The sequence below is a fragment of the Sodaliphilus sp. genome, assembly GCF_045598405.1.
Lineage (GTDB): Bacteria > Bacteroidota > Bacteroidia > Bacteroidales > Muribaculaceae > Sodaliphilus > Sodaliphilus limicaballi.
Window position 1 is genome coordinate 35,925 of sequence record NZ_JAZLLZ010000010.1, and the last position, 17,732, is coordinate 53,656.

Sequence of the window (17,732 nt, forward strand, 5' to 3'; positions counted from 1 at the left end):
AGTTTATCTGTCTAGGCGTTGTATATAAAACACATAAAGAAAGTGAATCCGGAGTATAACAAAAGAATTGCTGCTAATGCTCTATCTTGTTTTTCCCAAATTTTAAATCTAAGTAGCGGATAAGCTATAACTAGAGGATAGATGAACCACGATAGATATGCAAATCTGTTGCTTTGCTCAGAACGTATTACCATAATCCAAAAGGCATTAGCCAGAATATAAGTAACCGCTAACACATTGAACGTGTAATCTTTAAAATTCCGCTTAACCGTAAGATACCAGATAAAAAATATAGGTATTACACTATAAAAAATAAAATCCCAACGAAAGCGACCTCCATTAGAATTTACGACTTCGTAACCTAATTCGTCAGCAGGCAAATTGGCATATTCTGCCATTCTATCATCGAATCCCAAGTTCACAAAGAAACCTGTAATAGCATTTCCTGCAACAAGCGACAAAGGAATAGACAACAACCAGAAATACAATGCGTATTTAGGATTCTTAACGTACCAACACCCCAAAAGTGCACATAAGACAGGAAGCGTCATAGCTCTGTGGGTACTTACAGACATCAACATTAGCAATAAGCCAATGGCTATATCTAAATTCGTTTTTTTTGTTGCCATAATTGCAATTCCTGCAAGGGCAAAAGAGGCTGCAATACCGTTTGTCATTCCATTCACGCCATAAGCCACAAATGAGAAAGAAGAAAAGCAAAACAGAATTGCAATCCACATTCCGTCTCTCATTACAATCCAGCATGCAACAAACATAAAACTCACATATAAAAACATCAATGAGGTCAAATATCCCATGTCGGAGAAATTCATCATCTTGATGAAACATGATATATTATACCACAACCACTCTTCGTTAAAGTCAATAGGCATGAAATGGTCGTAGCTATGGTAATAGGAATAAATGTAATAACCAGTATCTGTGAATGAAGCGTGTACAGGTCTTGGTCCGAGGAATAGTATTGTAATTGATGCCAAAGCCAAAGCTAAAATAAGACTAATTTGCCTATTTATCTTGGTATGGTTTTGATCAAAACTATAATAAAATGCAGTAATTATGCACAAAACCATAATTAAGCCATTAAATACACGGGAGTAGTATTGAGGCGGTATAAAATCAAAAATGGAAAACATTTTATTTTGCAAATTTATATAATAAATATAATCCTAAAGTGAACCGCATTTGTATCATCAATGCAATTATTTTATCTTGATAGATAGAGAATGCCTTTATACTCATGCAATGGCGTACAGTATCATTATGTACGAAATTTTTTATTACTTTTGTTGAATCTGGATATGACATCTTGCCATATGTAAACATGCAATGCAAAGAACACCATTATAAGGAAAGCCCGAGGCCACTGAAAAAGTCAAAACCAGCCTTTTTTGACCGTTCTAAACCCTCTGAGATTTGAATATTTGAATAGGGATTCAGATAGGGTATCAAGTATGAAAATAGATTTTTTCTGATACATGATACTTTTTCAGTGGCCTCGGAAAGCCCTGTTACGATTACCATAATCGAAACGATAATCAAGCCTATTTATGTACACTTGCCAAACTGATATAGACAATATCGCAACAATAGCAAGATAAATGTAGTGGTAAATAGATTCTATATTCATGTTTATACTCTTTTTTTATTATATTTATACAACAAGAATGGACAACGAATTTTCATTGACCAAACCATAACAAAAAATCCTCTTGGGACAGTGAACAGAGATGCTTTATGAATAGCTTGCATCAATAATTCACTTTTTAAAATATCCTGGAATTGTTTCTTATACAACGAATAGTTTTGACGTGAAGCATTCTTCAATACAAAGTGTACCGCAAATAAAAGATGACCAAGTCGACGCTCATGAACTAATTTTTCCGGGAATTTATCTAATACCTTAAATAGTTCTAACGTCAACGATTTCATCATACTCCATGCATTTTCTCTATATTTCATTGTAAGAGAACCAGGGTTAATAAAATAATTATATAATGGAGTATTAATAACAACTAACTTTTTTATTGAAAACAAAAGTCTCGCAGTAAGCACCAAATCCTCCTTGTATACTTTTCTTTCACTAATAAATAAATCAGTACTTATTATATCTCTTCGAAAGAGTCTAAGCCACATAAAAGCTGGCAGAACATTTGAGCCTTTTCTTATTGAATCTATTTGAGGAAGGAAATAATCCTTCAGTATCTCTTCGGAATCATTAAGGATTGTCGTTCCCTGCGGAAAGCAAAGTGAAACGGGGGTTTGCGAGTTTCCAAATACCGTATTATAAGAACACATACTTACGTCTGCATCGTATCTTTTAATTATAGAATACAGCACCTCTAGATATTCTGGTTGCAAGCTATCATCACTATCTATAAAAGATATATATGTCCCTTGCGCAGATTCCAATCCTTTCAAGCGCGCAGAAGAGAGCCCTCCATTTGTTTTGTCGATGATGCGTATGCGTTCGTCTTTTCTTTCATAGTCAGCAGCAATATCTCGACTTCGATCCTTTGTTCCGTCATTTACGATTAACAGTTCCCAATCAGTAAAAGTCTGCTTTTGCACGCTTTCTATAGCTCGTGCAATATAAGCCTCTACACCATACATCGGCATTACTATACTTATAGCAGGTTTCATGATTCTATGAAGTTTTCAAATTGTTGAATACAACGTTCTTTTGAGAAGAAATTAGAGCGCTCTTTGGAGTTTTTCTTCATCTGGCTGACAAATTCGGAATCAGTAAGCATACGTCTCATACCATCAAGGAGTCCGATCTCGCTATTCTCTACTATCATACCACATCCACTGCCACCAAATATTTCTCTCATGCCAGAACAATCAGTGGTGATGACCGGTGTATGAAGTATGATACTTTCGCTTACCGCAGTACTATATCCCTCAGAGAACGATGAGCAAACGAAGAAATCCATCTTTGAAATATAGCGATGTGGATTACTTTCAAATCCAACCATTGTTATGTTTTCGCCTAGGTTTAATTCGTTCATTATAACCTCCAAGCGTTCTTTCTCTTCACCTTTTCCCATCAGGTAGAAATGCCAATCACGAATACCTTCCTTATATAGTGTGCCGAGAATACGGAAAAGGCGGTCAAAACCTTTTACTGCAGTCAAACGTCCTGCCGTACAGAAATTCACCTTAGCACTAAATTCCTGAGGAATAGCTTCGTGTGAATTTCGGATTATCTGATCAACCTCTAGTACATTATTTACAACCTCAAGATTCATATTCTGCAGATTCACAAGAGATTGAAAAGTTTGAAGAGCTGTTTCTGACACAAAGGCAACACCATCAAAACGTTTGTAGGTTTCATGCATTTCCTTATCCGAACGATACACATGCATTAGTTCGTCTTTACCTTTAAAATTTCTATGTACCCAGGCATAACACTTAGTTTCTTGATTTTTGCATCCGCCCACAATACGAGTCGGATTACCCTCAAGATATGCAATTTCTATATCGTATTTATCCTTCACAAACCACTTGTGCAATAATTTTGGACTGAACAGTTTCAAAACATTACTTATGCCACGGAATGGTTTGAAGTTGAAAACATATTTAAGCTTTATGTGAGGAGCAAGATCCACGAGTCTAACACCATGATTAAACAACAACAGCAGAGTGATGTCAAATTTTTTTGAATCGAGATTATTGAGCAGATTTATCAAGACATTTTCTGCACCACCAACCCCGAGATCGAAATGAAAGAATAGTATTTTTTTCATAAATGAAGTTTGCTTTTAATTTTATTGTAGAATTGGGCAAAGAATGGCTTGCGATCATCTTTAAAATAATATAGAAAACCATCGCATCCACACAAATCCTTAATCCAATCTATAAAACTTTCATCACCTTGTATTAACCCAGAGAAATGGACACCCTCCCAAATGTATTTCTTTGATTCTTTGATAGGATTGTATTCTTTTAAGGGATGTCCCATCATATCACAATAGTGTAAATAAGGTAGATTCACGCCACCATGCACAATAAAGGAATTTTCTCCATCATTTCTAAAGTTGATTTCTGTAAAATAAATTTTATTATCTTTTTTGTTGTGCATAAATTCAACGGAAAACAAACCGACAAAACCAATATCTTTCATCAGTCTTTCTATATTATCCACTTCAAGTTGTATTTCAGGGTCCAATGGTTCAATATAACTTACCGTGGATGTTTCAGCCAACTTATGATTGAATTTCACCATTCTATCTGACAACGGAATGTATACTTCACCGTTCGTGTAAGAGCAGCCCATCATGTCGTATTCATAGTCTTTTTCAATAAACTGTTGAATTATGACTTCTTCCGTAAACTGGAGGTTATGATTGATATGATTTCTCACATCCTCTATTTTGTCCAATATCCTTATATCGCGTTTATCTCCTTCGCAACTGATTAAAGGTTTAATAATACATGGTAAAGGAATGTTGTCGGCAATAATATCTCCTCGTTTAATTTTGATTGAAACAGGTATATTGAATCCGTGTTTTTTAGCAAGAGCGATTTGATTATCTTTGCGCATATAATGACTTAAAGTCCCTTTTTTTATTATTCCCTCAAAAATAAAATTCTTGCTCAGACAGTCTTTATACTTCTCCAAAGTGAGTGCAGGACCATCTCCAGAAGGGATTATCAATACATTATTTTCTTTTTGAAACCTAGATAATAACATATCTATTGCTTCGCTATAATCCGCGATACAAATTATTTCTCCTGCATATTTACTTGCCTTTACTAAAGTTGACCTGCGGCATTTCAGGACCGCAATTGTTTCAACTCCTTCTCTGCCTAGACTTTGTACTAAACCTAAAGAGTTAACACAATCATCACCAAATATTATAACCTTATTGTTCATTATCAAATGAATTTTCGTATTTTGAAGTACACGTTGTGTAAGAATTTGCTCCCGTAACGATACCCGTCAATCACAACAACGTCGTTTTTATATACATTATAGGTATGGAATCCCTCTGGGTAGTCCTTTGTAGGAGGCATCATGCGCTTTATTTCTTTTAGCGAAATCTGACCATTTTTTTCTTCCATAACTTGTAGTGACACCCCCTCACCATAATCGTTGTTACACACTTGAGCAGGGCTGATAAGCTGACCATTACATACAAATACATTACCCGCTCGTCTAGCTATATTGTCAGGAAAGCGTATTTGTTGACATTCTTTATAACCATTTAAGGGAGAATCACTCTTGTAGACTCGCAAATTATCGCCATTACATTCTTCGCCTAAAGTTGCTAAAATGTAATATTGTCCATTAATTTCTGCAATTGTTGCATCCGACAAGGGAAATTCTGAAAGTACACCTTCCATTTTAAGTTCTTGGCCGTATTTATAATACTTGGTATTACCAGCAGCCCCATTTTCAGGATAGATATACACATTTCCTTCCACAGCAATCGTATTTGGGAAAGACAGATGAGTTGGAATATCCAAAATCGTCTCATTTTTAAGTAAAATGCAGTCTTCTTTACTTACGGTTAAACGTGCAAGTCGCCCAAGGCGCGTTTTATGCATATACTCTTCGGCCAAAACGATGTAAGCGTCCTCAGTATCGCCAACGATAAATGGGTCTGCAAACCAACGGTCTTTATAAGTATGTTTCATCCATTTGATTTCTTTCAGACTAAAGTCATCGTTTTTTTTGGCAATCGCAATATTCCAGTCTTGTAAGACATACTTTATAAGAAATTTACGAATCATATTCATAGAAACCTAATTTACAAATTATCACAAATTATCTTAACAAAATTCTGTTGACCAAGATCCCAATTACTAGCTATATTTAATTGATTCTGCTCCAGTTTTATAGTTGCGTTGCATTCCTTGCAGAACTGTATGTAGCCACAATCCTTTATCCACTCGTAGCATTTCTCAACTTTGAAGTTACTATTGGGGAACACAATGGCTGGGGTGCCTGTGATGTATGCGAAAATCATTCCGTGCAATCTGTCTGTAACTACCAACTGAGAAGAACTGAAAATATTCCAAATTTTGTCTAACTCATCTTTTCGAACATCTAGCGACATGTGCTCTTTTTCTATGTGGGTGTCGTAATCCATAATAGGTAGCCCAATCTTTGTTGCTTCCTTTCGCAATTCTTCCGCCTTCAGACTATGTTTTGATTTCTCTTTGTCATTGCGAATACAAAAAACAACACCATTGCGTTGACTCTTACGCCTTTCGTCAAGAGTCATTACCACATCGGGCGTAAGTTTGACGTTTACCTTAGGGAAGAGCTCGCACATTCTGTTATACGACACTTCTTCGCGTGCCAACATAGTAAGATTGCGATGATTGCAATAAGTATGTTTTGCAAGTCGTAACAAATAGGTTTTAACACCAGAATAGTCAGTTGTCAAAGGAAAAACGACAACCTTGTTCTTGGGGAACATTCGGATGACCATCAACCTCAATAGTTCAATGTCTCCATACATCTCGCCCATGTTACCACCACCGGTTATGGTAATGATATCATCTGGAGTAACAATCTTCTTAATCGGACGAAGAAGAGACAAAGTCTTGCTGATAGGCACATCCATAATCTCATAATCGGGATACTTCTCCTTCAGTAACTTCTCCTGAGCGTATGTGATTGCCACATCACCCAAGTTTCCATAATCTGCAGCAAGAAACACAAACACCTTCCGTTTGTTTGTCGGGAGTGCGAATGATTTATCCTGGTGCAGGAAAGAATATAAACGGAATCGATAATGTAAATATCTTAAGTTCATAAAAAACTGCATTATTTCCCTTTTAGTATCTGTTTAATATATTGAAAAACCATTCGGATTTGTACAGACCATTTCTCACTGCGTAGACATTCTCTGTATTCTTTTGTGAATAAGATTTTATAGTTTCCGTTTGATCGTTCTATAAGGAAATTACATTTTTTCTGTTTGTATAGACAATACTCATGATATGTGCCAACAGTAAAATCATCGTACGAAGAGTACATTTTTGACAGACGACGGTAGTGTCCAATTCTTTTCTCTTTGTTGTTTATTACAGTATGAGACCATCCGTTTTCTACAGACAAACGATATGTAGACATTACTTTGTTCAAGAAATACACTTCACCTACGGCCAGGAAATACAGAAGATACTGTATATCACCAGTTCCCGTTGGTTTCATGAATTCATGTGAACATTTTAGAAATTCATTCAAAACAGAAATCCTCATGAAGTAAGATGAAAGTTGGAATTGCATAATTTCAGTTTTTCTAAAATATTTATTCTTGTCAAGCCATCCTTCAGCTAACTCCTGTCTTGGTAAGACACTTTTAACGTCACCATCTTTTGACGTTATAGTTTGATGAAGACACATAACACATTCGTTATTGTTATCCATTACATCGCATTGCCGTTGCAATTTTAAAGAATCTGTCCAATAATCATCACCTTCACATAAAGCTTCATACTCGCAACAAATTCGCCAAGGCGCGACTAAGGATTTCTTCTTGCTTGTTCCATAAAGGTTTTGCTTCAAGAGATAGAATGCAAAAGTACAACGTTTATTTGCTCTATGTGGCACGAGGATTATATTGGAGAGTTCTAATTCTGTGTGTTCTGCTCTGGACATATCACACTCGCGTTCCAACCAGGCCTTGATAACATCCTGCTCACCATCGGTACTACAGTCGTCAACTACAAGACAAACAAAGGGGAAGTTCGTCTGTTGCAATGCAAAACCATTTAGAGCATCCTCTATGTATCTGCAATGATTGAATGTAAAGCACCGAACTAATACCTTATATTCTTGCTTAGGAGTATAAATTAGTTGCATAGTTATAATTTGGCTATTTGTTTAGATAGGTGGTATTGCACCACAATGGTTCCACTTGGGCATTATAATTCAACACTCGCTCTTCTTGGTTCGAAGCAGCAGCAAGGACGGAGGGCTACTATGCGGACTCCACTTGCTCGTTGGGGGCCTACTTTGGCAAAGGTGGCAAGAACTGATGTCTTACCGCCAAGGCCTAGAGCTCCTGTGTTTGATTCGTTTACTCTATCAGTGATAGTGTTCTCGAAGTCACTTTGAACGCTAAAGTCACCCTTTGCCATTGCTTCCATCATAAGGCTAGTAGCTTCGAACTGTGAACGGCCTATACCAATTGCTAAAGTGCAAGGCGAGCATCCCAATTGGCTAACAGCAGGTATGGCACGATTGACGATCTCATTAATCACCACCTGTACACTATGCTTGTGGAATACTCGTTGGGTTATACCTCGAATAGCTGGGCCGCCACCAAGCATCAGTACGGTCAGACGGAGGGTATCTTCTTCGTCCACATTCTTGACAAGGAACGGAGAGGGAAGCAAAGCACCACTATCCTCATTCAAACCGCCACTCTGGTCGATACGTTCATAGTCATCACCCTTTATAGCCATAGGACGACCAGGAAGTCTGCGAAGACCTTCACGTATTCCTTCCTTGATGTCTGCCATCATCTGACCTGTAAGTGCTCGATTCTTGCCAACCTCGATGAATACATGAGGAATACCGGTATCATCGCAGAGTGGGCCACTGGTCTTCTCTGCCACAAAGGCATTGTCCAACACCTGCTTCATTACCCAGCAAGTGCCCTCGTTCGTTTCAGAAGAAATAGCTCTACGATAAGCCTCTTTCTGATCCTCGCGGAATGTACTGCCAGCTGCAACCAGACAACTAGCTACCTTTTCAATTATTTCATTTGCCATAATTCTGAGGTTTTTGGATTACTTATCATAGATGCTTTTACCTTGAGCTGCAGCTATGATGGCTTGATAATTGTTAACCTTGATTGAATGTAGGGCTTCCATTCCCAACTCTGGATAGCATATCACCTTGATGTCGGAAGTTTGACTACCCAATAGAGCCGTAACAGGAGGGATGACGGCAAAGACGGCATTGTTTTCAGCCAATGCTTTTACGGTTTCGGGCTTGATGGCACCCTTGCCAAGATGCATCTTGACGCCATGGCGTGAAAGTGGCTCAAAACTTGATTCTATCTCCAGTTTGTTGCTCGATGTAGGGCCTACACCAGCAGAACTTACAGCAGTATGGAAGATGATCTGACCTTGCAAATCCACATTGACATCTTCCAATGTGCCTTCCTCGGCATGCTTAACAATCTTTGGTAGGACGGCATCACGACCGGTATAGATATAGCCGGAGATGGACACCACATCACCCACTTTCAACTGGGCAATGTCCTCTTCGCTGAAAGGTGTTGTTAAATGTATCATATTATTAAAATTTTGATTTCGTAAGTCTTTCATTCGTCATATATACAATATGAGATGCGATAAGAGTCAAAATTACAACTATTATAGGCATTGCATATTGCGCTAACATATTTCCAGATAATTCGACTTTGGCATAAATAAACTCCAATCCATGCCAAACGGCAGGATGAATGATGTACACAAACATTGAATATCGTTTGCCTATTTCTTGGATTGTGCCCCTGTGTAAGGTTGGATTATTGACTGCATAAAGGAACAAACAGAAAACTTGAGGCATGGTGACAATATTCACACCGAAATCACGTCCCATAATGTAGCGCTCAACCCAACATGACAAGGTGCTTACTATAATAATAGCAATGAGGTTTTTAGTGTTGAACTTCAGTTTATCTTTATAGTTATGAATCCAATACCCGAGCATGAAATAAGCAAATCCTTCTACAAGCCAGTTGCGATAGAGCATGTTTGGTATGCGATGTCCTGCTAAGTGCATTCCTTGTGCCAATACAATATATACCACAAACATAGCACCTGCCAACCAGTAGGCTTGCTTAAGCCATCCTAACCGGACCAATAAACCAAAGGAGATGTAAGTATATAGAAGCGCAAAGAGAAACCAATACTGGCCCGCTACTCCTGCCCAAGCAGGTTTATTGAAAATCACCCAATTGAACACCCCCCATTTGGAGATTGCCCAACCGACATCTTTTCCTGCTAGTGCCATTACCATCATAAAGATTGTATAAAATATACAAGCATTGATGGTAATAGCCAATATGTGCTTCACCTTTTTGGTAATATTCAAGGGATTCCCTTCTGGTTTAAAACAGAAATAGCCGGAAATCATAAAAAACAGAGGTACGCAAAACCTGCTGATAGCTTGTACCATCGCCCCCAATACTCCAGGAAACTCGCAATGCATAAAAACCACAAAGATACAAGCAAGCCCCTTGATGAAGTCCAAGCAATAGTTGTATTGTTTTGACATCTTATTTTTTTGTAGTTGTCAATGTGTCAATAAGCGCATTGATACTGAATGTTGGCTGAGTTATTAATTCAATTACTTTGATGCAATTCTCTTCAGAGAGTCCGCTTGCCAAGGCGAGTGAGTTAAACTTTTGGATAAGTTCTTCATCTGTCAATGGATTTTCTGGTTCGCCTTTAGGAAAATCTACTCGATGAGAAAGAGTTGTTCCGTCCTTCATCATTATATTAAGGATAGAAGCACGCTTCTTAGGTACCAGAGAAGATAGTTCTTCATTCTCTACAACCTTCACCTTTCGTGCGAGAGCAAGTATCTCCTCATCAGTAACATTTGTCTCACTGAAGTCCTCCATGCCAGCACTGCCCCTGTAGAGAGCGAGTGCCACTGCAAACGGCATGCTCATTTTAGCAGAACTAACACCGCGAATGTCGGTGTGGTCATGACCGGAAACTGCAAGTTTGTAAACATCAACCTTTATTGAGCTTATTGACGACAGCTGATTAATGATAGAAGGTCTAAGAGTTAGTGCAGCTTCTATTGCAGGATGTGTATGACGGCAAGCCGCATAGGTCTTCATATATATTTGAGTGATAGCAAGTGGCGCATCATTATCAAAATTCGTTATGTATTCGGTATACGGATCATCCGTCATCACCTTCAAGAATCCTCTTCTGCCACCAATAGCATCCAGTGGTGCCTTGAATCGCGCTTTGCCGAGATATGCAGCAGCAACAGCATCCATGGCGGCACGACCCACATTTAACGGTTTAAGATCAGCATTATCCTCCTGCATTTCAAGAATACCAGCTGCACTTGTTATAGCCGCAGAAAGTGCTGATTTCATCTGATTAAAGTCAAAATCAAGAGCAGCCGCAATACCCATAGCAGCACCAACCGTACCACATGTACCAGTAGCATGATAACCACGAAGTTTGTTTCCTGGCTGTATTGCACAGGCAAGACGGATTGCAGTCTCAAAACCAATTATAGCACCATAGAGCAAATCTTCAGAAGAAAGATGCTCATGTTCTGCCACAGGGAGAAGAGCAGAGAAAATAGTTGCGCCAACATGGAGCGCGCCTCTTCTGTGTCCGTCATCCAATTCTATTACATGAGCACTCATGCCATTCATTAGAGCAGCTGTCTGCAAAGAGCACTTGCGGTTAATACCAATGACAGTTGCGTCACCAGTCTCTCCTAGTGCATCCATATAGGTAGTTTCCTTTTCTCGGAATGCCTTTGCTCCAGGAATGGTTACACTCAGGTAGTCCAACAATGCTCTTCGAGTCTGATGCCATACCTCATGTGTGATGTTTTCCTTGCGGATAGAGCGGATATTGTTTAAGAATTTGTCTGTCATGGCTTTAGAATCTTGTCCTCGATTTCTTCTAATCTCCCCTGATCATAAGCTACAATATTATCTATAGCCCCTTTCATCATTGATTGGAAGGTTTCAAAAGAAAGACCTGCGATGTGAGGAGAGAGGATAACATTGTCTAGTGCATAGAGAGGATCATCTTTTAGCATTGGTTCTTCGTAATGAACATCCAAACCTGCTGATGCCAGTTTGCCAGAGGTGAGAGCTTCATACAAATCGCTCTCATTGATGAGTTTTCCTCTAGCCGTATTCACTACTATAGCTTCATCCTTCATCTTCGCGATGGTTGAAGCATTTAGCATCTCCTTGTTATCATCCGTAAGGGGGCAATGGAAAGAGAGTATGTCAGCCAAAGGGAGAAGTTCCTCGAATGAAGAAACGTATGTTGCACCAAGAGTATCTTCCTGTTCTTCATTCAGGCGGAACAAATCTGTATAAACAGTCTTTGCCCCGAAGCAATGCAAGTAGGTTGCAACCTGACGACCGATGGCGCCCATGCCCACAAGAGCAACGGTCTTGCCATAAAGTTCGTGACATGAAGTGCCTGTTTCCTGCTTTTTCCACACTCCATTGCGTACCTGCTTATCAATAGCCGGAACTCGCTTCAAGCATGAAAGAATAAGCGTGAGCGTATGTTCTGCCACACTTCTAGCATTAACACCAGCATTCACATAGACAGGAATTTTGCGTGATTTGATTTCTTCTTTGTCAAGCATATCTGTTCCTACACCAGTTCGCTGGATCATCTTTAGGTTCTGGGCGCTATCCAATACCTCTTTATTGATTTTCAAGCGGCCACTTACCAAAAGGTAATCAGCATCAGCAGCCTCTTTTATAAGTCGCTCCTGAGTGGGTTCGTCCAATGTTTTGACGGTATAGCCCTTGGGAACTACTGATTTCAGTATTTCCCACGGACATCCTGTATAACGATATGTATGAAGTATTTTGGGCATAAATAATTCTATTTCTAAAATTTTTATTCAGAAAATCAGTCTCCATGTTGCACTAATCTAGACGAAGAAGTTGCTCTTGCATCAGTCTGGTGATTACGATATAAGTTTATGGCTTAGCTTGTTAATTAGTTACTGATGCAATTATCGTCAAGATTTTTTGTCACATGCTGTTTTTCTCTTCTTGAGTGATGATACATAGAAAATAAAACCGAGAATCACCCAGATGCCAAGACAGATATATGACTCAATGCCTAACGAGCAGTTGAACATCTTGATAGGAACCAATAATAGAACCGTGAACGCAGCTGCCATAATAATGCCAATGACACCCGTGAAGATGATTCCTGCATCCTTGCGTTCAATAGCATATTTCAATGCTGCTGCTGAAGTATAACCATATCCGATTGCAGCGCCAAGCGAACTCATATCCACAATCCATCCAAGAGCTGTACGGCCGAAAAATGGAGCGACTAAAGCAATTGCCATCACAAAGAGAATAGCATTCATTGGGGTCTTGTGAGTTGGATGCAACTCGCCAAACCATTTTGGAAGCACACCTTCACGCGACATCGAAAACAGTAAACGGCTGGTTGCCATGTAGAAGCCTACAATACCAGAAAGGCAAGCCGACAACACAGCAATACCCAAGAAAACCAATCCCCAAGTTCCCAACATCATGTGAGCAGCGTTAAAGGTCGGAAGCGACATCAGTCCATCAAGATTCTTCAAGTCATCAATGTACTCAAGCCAATTGGCATATCCGTCAGGTACAACCATTGCAGTAACGCCATTCAAGAGCACATACACTAAACCTCCAAAAAGAATCGAGATAACCATAATCATCTTACCCTTTGTAGGCGAAAAGTTGAACTCCTCTGCTGCTTGTGGAATGGTATCAAATCCCACAAATGCCCAAGGTGCAACAGCTACAACAGCAATGATGCATGATATTTCACTCGATCCAGGATGATAAGCAGGTGCAAGATTTGACCACTGTGCTTCAGGACATACAAGTGCAGCAACAACTACAAGTGCCACCCCACCTATCAGCGCACAAGCCAACATTGTCTGGAATACTCCTGCAAACTTCACTCCCTTAATGCTAAGGTATGCAAAGAACAGCAAAGCAACCAATGCAAGGCAAATCTCACCAAGATAAACATCATAACCTGCAACTACATAATGGAAGCCAAATTGAAAGACGCTACCCATAAGGTTACGACCGATAAGAGCCAATGCCGTCGCATTCAGTGGAACTATTGCTAGGTACGATAAACCGAGAAACCACGAGCAAACAAAGGCATGGTTCTGACCGAATGCCTTTTGGGCATAAGTAAACTCGCCACCTGCTATAGGATATTGCTTAATCATGTAACTATAGTTAAACGCTATAATTATCATGACCAACGAAGCAACAACCATTGCAATTGCTGTACCGAGAGGACCACTTTTCACTAAGAAAGTGTTTCCTGGCATTACGAATGCGCCCCATCCAATAATGCAACCAAAAGCTAACGCCCAAACATTCAAGGGCGAAAGCTTCTTTTCCAGTTTTTGATCTTTAGCCATGGATTAATCTTTAACTTGGAAATGTTTTCTTATGTATTTATTTTTTAAACCAGGAAAGTGAGCTTCCATGTTTCTTATTTGCCCGTGAGAATTAATTTCCAAAATCGCAAAACCATCATCTGTTGGTATTATATCCATTACCAAATATGGGGTAAATGGCAGATAACGAGAAATAGTCTGAACTAGTTCCTTTAGTTCACCCCATCGTGGTATTGTTATGCCTCCCTCAAGATCGACATTGGTGTCAGGATGGTTACGTATGGGTTTAAAATCTATGTCTGACGCGCGATAAATAGGTTTAAATGTTTTACCTGTTTCCATATCTATTCCACAATAAATAGTCCCATGATAATCCGTTACGACCCCTGCCTCTTTACATCCTAATCTTGTCATAGCTCCAAATATTTGAGTGCCATCCTCCTGGTCGTAATAGGTTACTAGTCTCATTACAGCAAAAGCATCTTTTCCTATTTTTTCCTGGATGCTTTGAGCTGGGTAACTATATTCTGTAAAAATATATCCTTTTAAAGATTTGAGAAGGCCCATCATTTCTTCTTTGGAAAGATTCTTGCGATTTGCAGCATATCCGGCAGCAGTTTTCTCTAGTAGATAAAATCCAACTCCATGTCCACCTCTGCATGCTTTTGCTGCAATAGGTGCAGTATCAATCAGTTTTATCAAATCTTCGATACTTCCATTACATTTATTGTCAACATCAAGAGGCATGATTTTTTTTGAGCCATCCTCAATATACCAATAGTGCTTTGGCATATATTTTTTAAAAGGTGCCAGTAAGAGCCAAGTATTAAGTTTATTTTCGAAAAATTCCAAATATGTATTCTCAACATAAGTAGATGGCTTGTAAAAGTCAAAGTCTGATAAATATTGAGAAGCATTCTCCTTTGTCATGCCATACCATAAGTATTTAACAGGATTTAGACCTTTTGATATAGCCCACAATTTGTCTTCTTCGGATATTTGTTTTAAGCCATAATACGCTTCGGTATATTCAGATGCTAAACGTTTTACACGGAATTTAACCACACCTTTTGATGCGGCAAGTTTCGCAAACTTATAATACATAAGCTTTTGCTGAAAAGATCCTTTGTGTTTTGCAGCTAGTCTTATGGTTAAAGGCGTTAGCCTTACGAAAAGTCTTTTAATTATACTCATTTTTATTCAAATTATTTTACTCCAAATAATTCAATGTAACTACCATCATGCTCAATAACACCATAAGCTTCAGCACGCATCAAGACTCGTTGTGCCCAATTCTTGTGAGGACCGATTTCATTCATACCCTTGGTTCCTTGAATCACACCTCCACTGGTATGCATAATTTGGTAAGCATCATCATACTCGTCCTTGGTAACAGCCAACATACCGTTTATATATTTTAGATGTGTCGGATGAATGCATGTCTTACCCATGAACCCATTAGCCTGATCAAGAACCAACTCGCGCATAAGACCATCAACGGCATCGTTCACGACCGCTTTACGTTTTAAAAGAGTTTGTTGGAGATCCACCTTTGGTAATTCTTCCAAATTCTTCATGCGTTTGTTAGCCTTGAAGTACTCCCATACAGGACCACTAACGGTATAATCATTGTTTCGGGTGAAGATGTTAAGAATGTCCATCAAACAGTTGCTGACGGTCATGATGTCATAAATAGTATAGTTGATACCTCGGCGAACTCCAAAACAACTACTGAAATCTGTGCCACCTACGCGAATATTGAGTACAAGTTTCTTATGGCAATCACACACGTTCTTGATAGCCATCAATTCAAGAAGTCGAGTTTCTTTGTGTGCAACACGTGAATCCTCGATGATTGGCATGCCATAGATTATTTCACCAAACTTTGTGTTTAACTCTACAAGATGCTCCATGTAAGGAGCAGCTGTGAGGCTGTTGAATTTAGGGAAGTTGAAACCACAAAGATACTTGATGTGGCGAGGCTGAAGCATCGAAGCAAAGTGCTTGAACTGAGTCACATTACGAACTCGGAAGAAGATAAGAGGAATATCCTCATATTTCAGTGTGCCATTATCCACGGCATCAGCCAAAGCATCAAGCACATGAATGCTGTTAAACTCAGCTGCAGACACATCTTCGGCCTTACAAGCATCCTCAAAACACATCACCATAGAGGTGAGGCCGGGATACTTCTTATTAATTACTGCCTGAGCAAAATCCTTAGTTCCTGGCATGTACATAGTAGCTCCAAGACAATACTGAAGGAGTGCGCGACTGGTATATTTATTAAAGTCGACGGGTGACTTAACAAATTGGTAATTAGGATTGTATTGATGGTGAATCATAATGTTTTAAAGTCATAAATTGAACGATTGAGAAGTGGCTTTCCGTTCTTATCTCTAAGCTCAATACTCTCTATTGCTTTCCTCTCAAGTTCGTTCAATTTGCTATAGGACTGTGCTTCGAGAATAAATGCAGCAACTCGATTAGAGCTTCTCATGTCGCTATCGACTTCTGCCCCCTTGTTCTTCATGACAAAAATGTCGTGAGCAATCCCTGAATCCTTTAACTCCTGTAATCCTTCTACATGATCGAAGATGCCAGGAATCATATAAAGAAGGTTTGTGGAATAGCATTTCGTGAGTTGATGGTCACAGAAGGTTATGTCCTTGCCAATAAACGAATCTATGGCGGCTTCAACAACGTCAAAACCTACTAACTCCTTGATGATATAATAACTGAGACCACCACCAATACGAGGTGCAAATTCTAGAACTTGAATACCCTTTTCGGTAACTATAGCTTGATAGAAGAAAGGTGTATTCAGCAAGCCAAATGACGAAGCAATCTTTTGGGCGATTTCTTGTGCTTTCTGATAGAGATTATCAGTTAACGGGGCAGGGAAGATAGAACCTATAGAGTTAAGAACCATTTGGTTACCCTTGCCCGCAATCTTCTTTTTCTGTCGTGTGAGAACAACCTTTACTCCATCTTTTGTGGAAACGCAATCAACCTGAATTTCTTCTCCTTGATTGTAATCTTCAATAATGGCTCTGTGTGTGCGACTAAGTTCTAGAGCTTCAGAAACACGTTGAATTGTTTCTTCTTTTGTATCAACTCTATGAACACCCTTAGAACTATTGCAGTCAACAGGCTTTACAACTGCAGGATAAGAGACCTTACTCCAATCAATATTTTCAACAGAATCGGTGAGGATGTAAGAAGAAGTAGGAATCGCATTGTCTGCCATTATCTGTTTCATCAAACCTTTATTGGTAACATCAAGTGAAGTCTTGTAGCTGTAAGGATGTGGTAAATTGAGTTTCTCTGCCACATAGCAGCATACACTATTGGCCTGATCAATACATGTGCTGATGACAAGGGAAGCACTATTTTCACGTGCTATTTCAAGCACTCTGTGTTGATCCAGAGTGCTTGTTTGTATATGTTCATCAGCAAATTCCTTGGCAGGTGGATTATCAAGATAATCCACAAGAACCACATGATATCCTCGATCTTTCAGTTTCTTAATAAGAGTAACATGTGGAACGGTTCCTCCAAGAACTATTGCTATTGGTTTTTCCAT

Annotated in this window: 16 protein-coding genes; all 16 read right to left on the reverse strand. The window is 39.1% G+C overall.

Translation table 11 applies throughout. From position 1 onward, the window contains the following. Nucleotides 1-11: 11 nt before the first annotated feature. Nucleotides 12-1,166: an EpsG family protein gene (locus ACKI3C_RS01025; RefSeq protein WP_407401144.1), complete on the reverse strand. Its 1,155-nt coding sequence runs from the start codon at nucleotides 1,164-1,166 to the stop codon at nucleotides 12-14. A 484-nt stretch (nucleotides 1,167-1,650) separates the two neighbouring features. After that, on the reverse strand, nucleotides 1,651-2,661 hold the full coding sequence (locus ACKI3C_RS01030; protein ID WP_407401146.1) for a glycosyltransferase family 2 protein: 1,011 nt from the start codon (nucleotides 2,659-2,661) through the stop codon (nucleotides 1,651-1,653). Further along, nucleotides 2,658-3,767, reverse strand: coding sequence for a glycosyltransferase (locus ACKI3C_RS01035; RefSeq protein ID WP_407401148.1), 1,110 nt, complete (start codon nucleotides 3,765-3,767; stop codon nucleotides 2,658-2,660). Before ACKI3C_RS01035 ends, ACKI3C_RS01030 begins: the two co-directional genes overlap by 4 nt. After that, nucleotides 3,764-4,897 (reverse strand): ATP-grasp domain-containing protein, encoded by a 1,134-nt coding sequence (locus ACKI3C_RS01040; RefSeq protein ID WP_407401150.1) that lies wholly within the window; start codon nucleotides 4,895-4,897, stop codon nucleotides 3,764-3,766. Before ACKI3C_RS01040 ends, ACKI3C_RS01035 begins: the two co-directional genes overlap by 4 nt. A gap of 2 nt (nucleotides 4,898-4,899) precedes the next feature. Beyond that, the gene (locus tag ACKI3C_RS01045; RefSeq protein WP_407401152.1) at nucleotides 4,900-5,763 is read right to left on the reverse strand and encodes a hypothetical protein; all 864 of its coding nucleotides are present in this window, start codon (nucleotides 5,761-5,763) and stop codon (nucleotides 4,900-4,902) included. A gap of 11 nt (nucleotides 5,764-5,774) precedes the next feature. Further along, entirely contained in the window at nucleotides 5,775-6,788 is a 1,014-nt protein-coding gene (locus ACKI3C_RS01050; protein WP_407401154.1) for a polysaccharide pyruvyl transferase family protein, read from the reverse strand. A gap of 11 nt (nucleotides 6,789-6,799) precedes the next feature. Continuing rightward, nucleotides 6,800-7,840 carry a hypothetical protein gene (locus ACKI3C_RS01055; RefSeq protein ID WP_407401156.1) on the reverse strand — a complete coding sequence of 347 codons (1,041 nt, stop codon included), beginning with the start codon at nucleotides 7,838-7,840 and terminating at the stop codon, nucleotides 6,800-6,802. A gap of 62 nt (nucleotides 7,841-7,902) precedes the next feature. Next, nucleotides 7,903-8,754: a fumarate hydratase gene (locus ACKI3C_RS01060; protein WP_407401158.1), complete on the reverse strand. Its 852-nt coding sequence runs from the start codon at nucleotides 8,752-8,754 to the stop codon at nucleotides 7,903-7,905. Between the two features lie 18 nt (nucleotides 8,755-8,772). Next, nucleotides 8,773-9,282 (reverse strand): fumarate hydratase C-terminal domain-containing protein, encoded by a 510-nt coding sequence (locus ACKI3C_RS01065; protein WP_407401160.1) that lies wholly within the window; start codon nucleotides 9,280-9,282, stop codon nucleotides 8,773-8,775. 4 nt (nucleotides 9,283-9,286) lie between these two features. Beyond that, complete coding sequence (locus tag ACKI3C_RS01070; protein ID WP_407401162.1) at nucleotides 9,287-10,270, reverse strand: acyltransferase; 984 nt, start codon at nucleotides 10,268-10,270, stop codon at nucleotides 9,287-9,289. 1 nt (nucleotide 10,271) lies between these two features. Next, nucleotides 10,272-11,627 (reverse strand): MmgE/PrpD family protein, encoded by a 1,356-nt coding sequence (locus ACKI3C_RS01075; RefSeq protein WP_407401164.1) that lies wholly within the window; start codon nucleotides 11,625-11,627, stop codon nucleotides 10,272-10,274. Then, nucleotides 11,624-12,598, reverse strand: coding sequence for a 2-hydroxyacid dehydrogenase (locus ACKI3C_RS01080; RefSeq protein ID WP_407401166.1), 975 nt, complete (start codon nucleotides 12,596-12,598; stop codon nucleotides 11,624-11,626). The genes ACKI3C_RS01075 and ACKI3C_RS01080 overlap by 4 nt, the downstream gene beginning before the upstream one ends. Before the next feature lie 147 nt (nucleotides 12,599-12,745). Beyond that, nucleotides 12,746-14,167: an APC family permease gene (locus tag ACKI3C_RS01085; RefSeq protein ID WP_407401168.1), complete on the reverse strand. Its 1,422-nt coding sequence runs from the start codon at nucleotides 14,165-14,167 to the stop codon at nucleotides 12,746-12,748. 3 nt (nucleotides 14,168-14,170) lie between these two features. Next, nucleotides 14,171-15,340: a sugar-transfer associated ATP-grasp domain-containing protein gene (locus ACKI3C_RS01090; RefSeq protein ID WP_407401170.1), complete on the reverse strand. Its 1,170-nt coding sequence runs from the start codon at nucleotides 15,338-15,340 to the stop codon at nucleotides 14,171-14,173. An 11-nt stretch (nucleotides 15,341-15,351) separates the two neighbouring features. After that, nucleotides 15,352-16,491 carry an HpcH/HpaI aldolase/citrate lyase family protein gene (locus tag ACKI3C_RS01095; protein ID WP_407401172.1) on the reverse strand — a complete coding sequence of 380 codons (1,140 nt, stop codon included), beginning with the start codon at nucleotides 16,489-16,491 and terminating at the stop codon, nucleotides 15,352-15,354. Continuing rightward, nucleotides 16,488-17,732 carry an ATP-grasp domain-containing protein gene (locus ACKI3C_RS01100; protein WP_407401174.1) on the reverse strand — a complete coding sequence of 415 codons (1,245 nt, stop codon included), beginning with the start codon at nucleotides 17,730-17,732 and terminating at the stop codon, nucleotides 16,488-16,490. The genes ACKI3C_RS01095 and ACKI3C_RS01100 overlap by 4 nt, the downstream gene beginning before the upstream one ends.

Coding starts and splice junctions, on each gene's coding strand:
- ACKI3C_RS01090 (WP_407401170.1), bottom strand. CDS start 15,340: ATGAGTATAATTAAAAGACTTTTCGTAAGGCTAACGCCTTTAACCATA.
- ACKI3C_RS01095 (WP_407401172.1), bottom strand. CDS start 16,491: ATGATTCACCATCAATACAATCCTAATTACCAATTTGTTAAGTCACCC.
- ACKI3C_RS01080 (WP_407401166.1), bottom strand. CDS start 12,598: ATGCCCAAAATACTTCATACATATCGTTATACAGGATGTCCGTGGGAA.
- ACKI3C_RS01085 (WP_407401168.1), bottom strand. CDS start 14,167: ATGGCTAAAGATCAAAAACTGGAAAAGAAGCTTTCGCCCTTGAATGTT.
- ACKI3C_RS01065 (WP_407401160.1), bottom strand. CDS start 9,282: ATGATACATTTAACAACACCTTTCAGCGAAGAGGACATTGCCCAGTTG.
- ACKI3C_RS01030 (WP_407401146.1), bottom strand. CDS start 2,661: ATGAAACCTGCTATAAGTATAGTAATGCCGATGTATGGTGTAGAGGCT.
- ACKI3C_RS01075 (WP_407401164.1), bottom strand. CDS start 11,627: ATGACAGACAAATTCTTAAACAATATCCGCTCTATCCGCAAGGAAAAC.
- ACKI3C_RS01040 (WP_407401150.1), bottom strand. CDS start 4,897: ATGAACAATAAGGTTATAATATTTGGTGATGATTGTGTTAACTCTTTA.
- ACKI3C_RS01035 (WP_407401148.1), bottom strand. CDS start 3,767: ATGAAAAAAATACTATTCTTTCATTTCGATCTCGGGGTTGGTGGTGCA.
- ACKI3C_RS01045 (WP_407401152.1), bottom strand. CDS start 5,763: ATGAATATGATTCGTAAATTTCTTATAAAGTATGTCTTACAAGACTGG.
- ACKI3C_RS01070 (WP_407401162.1), bottom strand. CDS start 10,270: ATGTCAAAACAATACAACTATTGCTTGGACTTCATCAAGGGGCTTGCT.
- ACKI3C_RS01060 (WP_407401158.1), bottom strand. CDS start 8,754: ATGGCAAATGAAATAATTGAAAAGGTAGCTAGTTGTCTGGTTGCAGCT.
- ACKI3C_RS01100 (WP_407401174.1), bottom strand. CDS start 17,732: ATGGAAAAACCAATAGCAATAGTTCTTGGAGGAACCGTTCCACATGTT.
- ACKI3C_RS01055 (WP_407401156.1), bottom strand. CDS start 7,840: ATGCAACTAATTTATACTCCTAAGCAAGAATATAAGGTATTAGTTCGG.
- ACKI3C_RS01050 (WP_407401154.1), bottom strand. CDS start 6,788: ATGAACTTAAGATATTTACATTATCGATTCCGTTTATATTCTTTCCTG.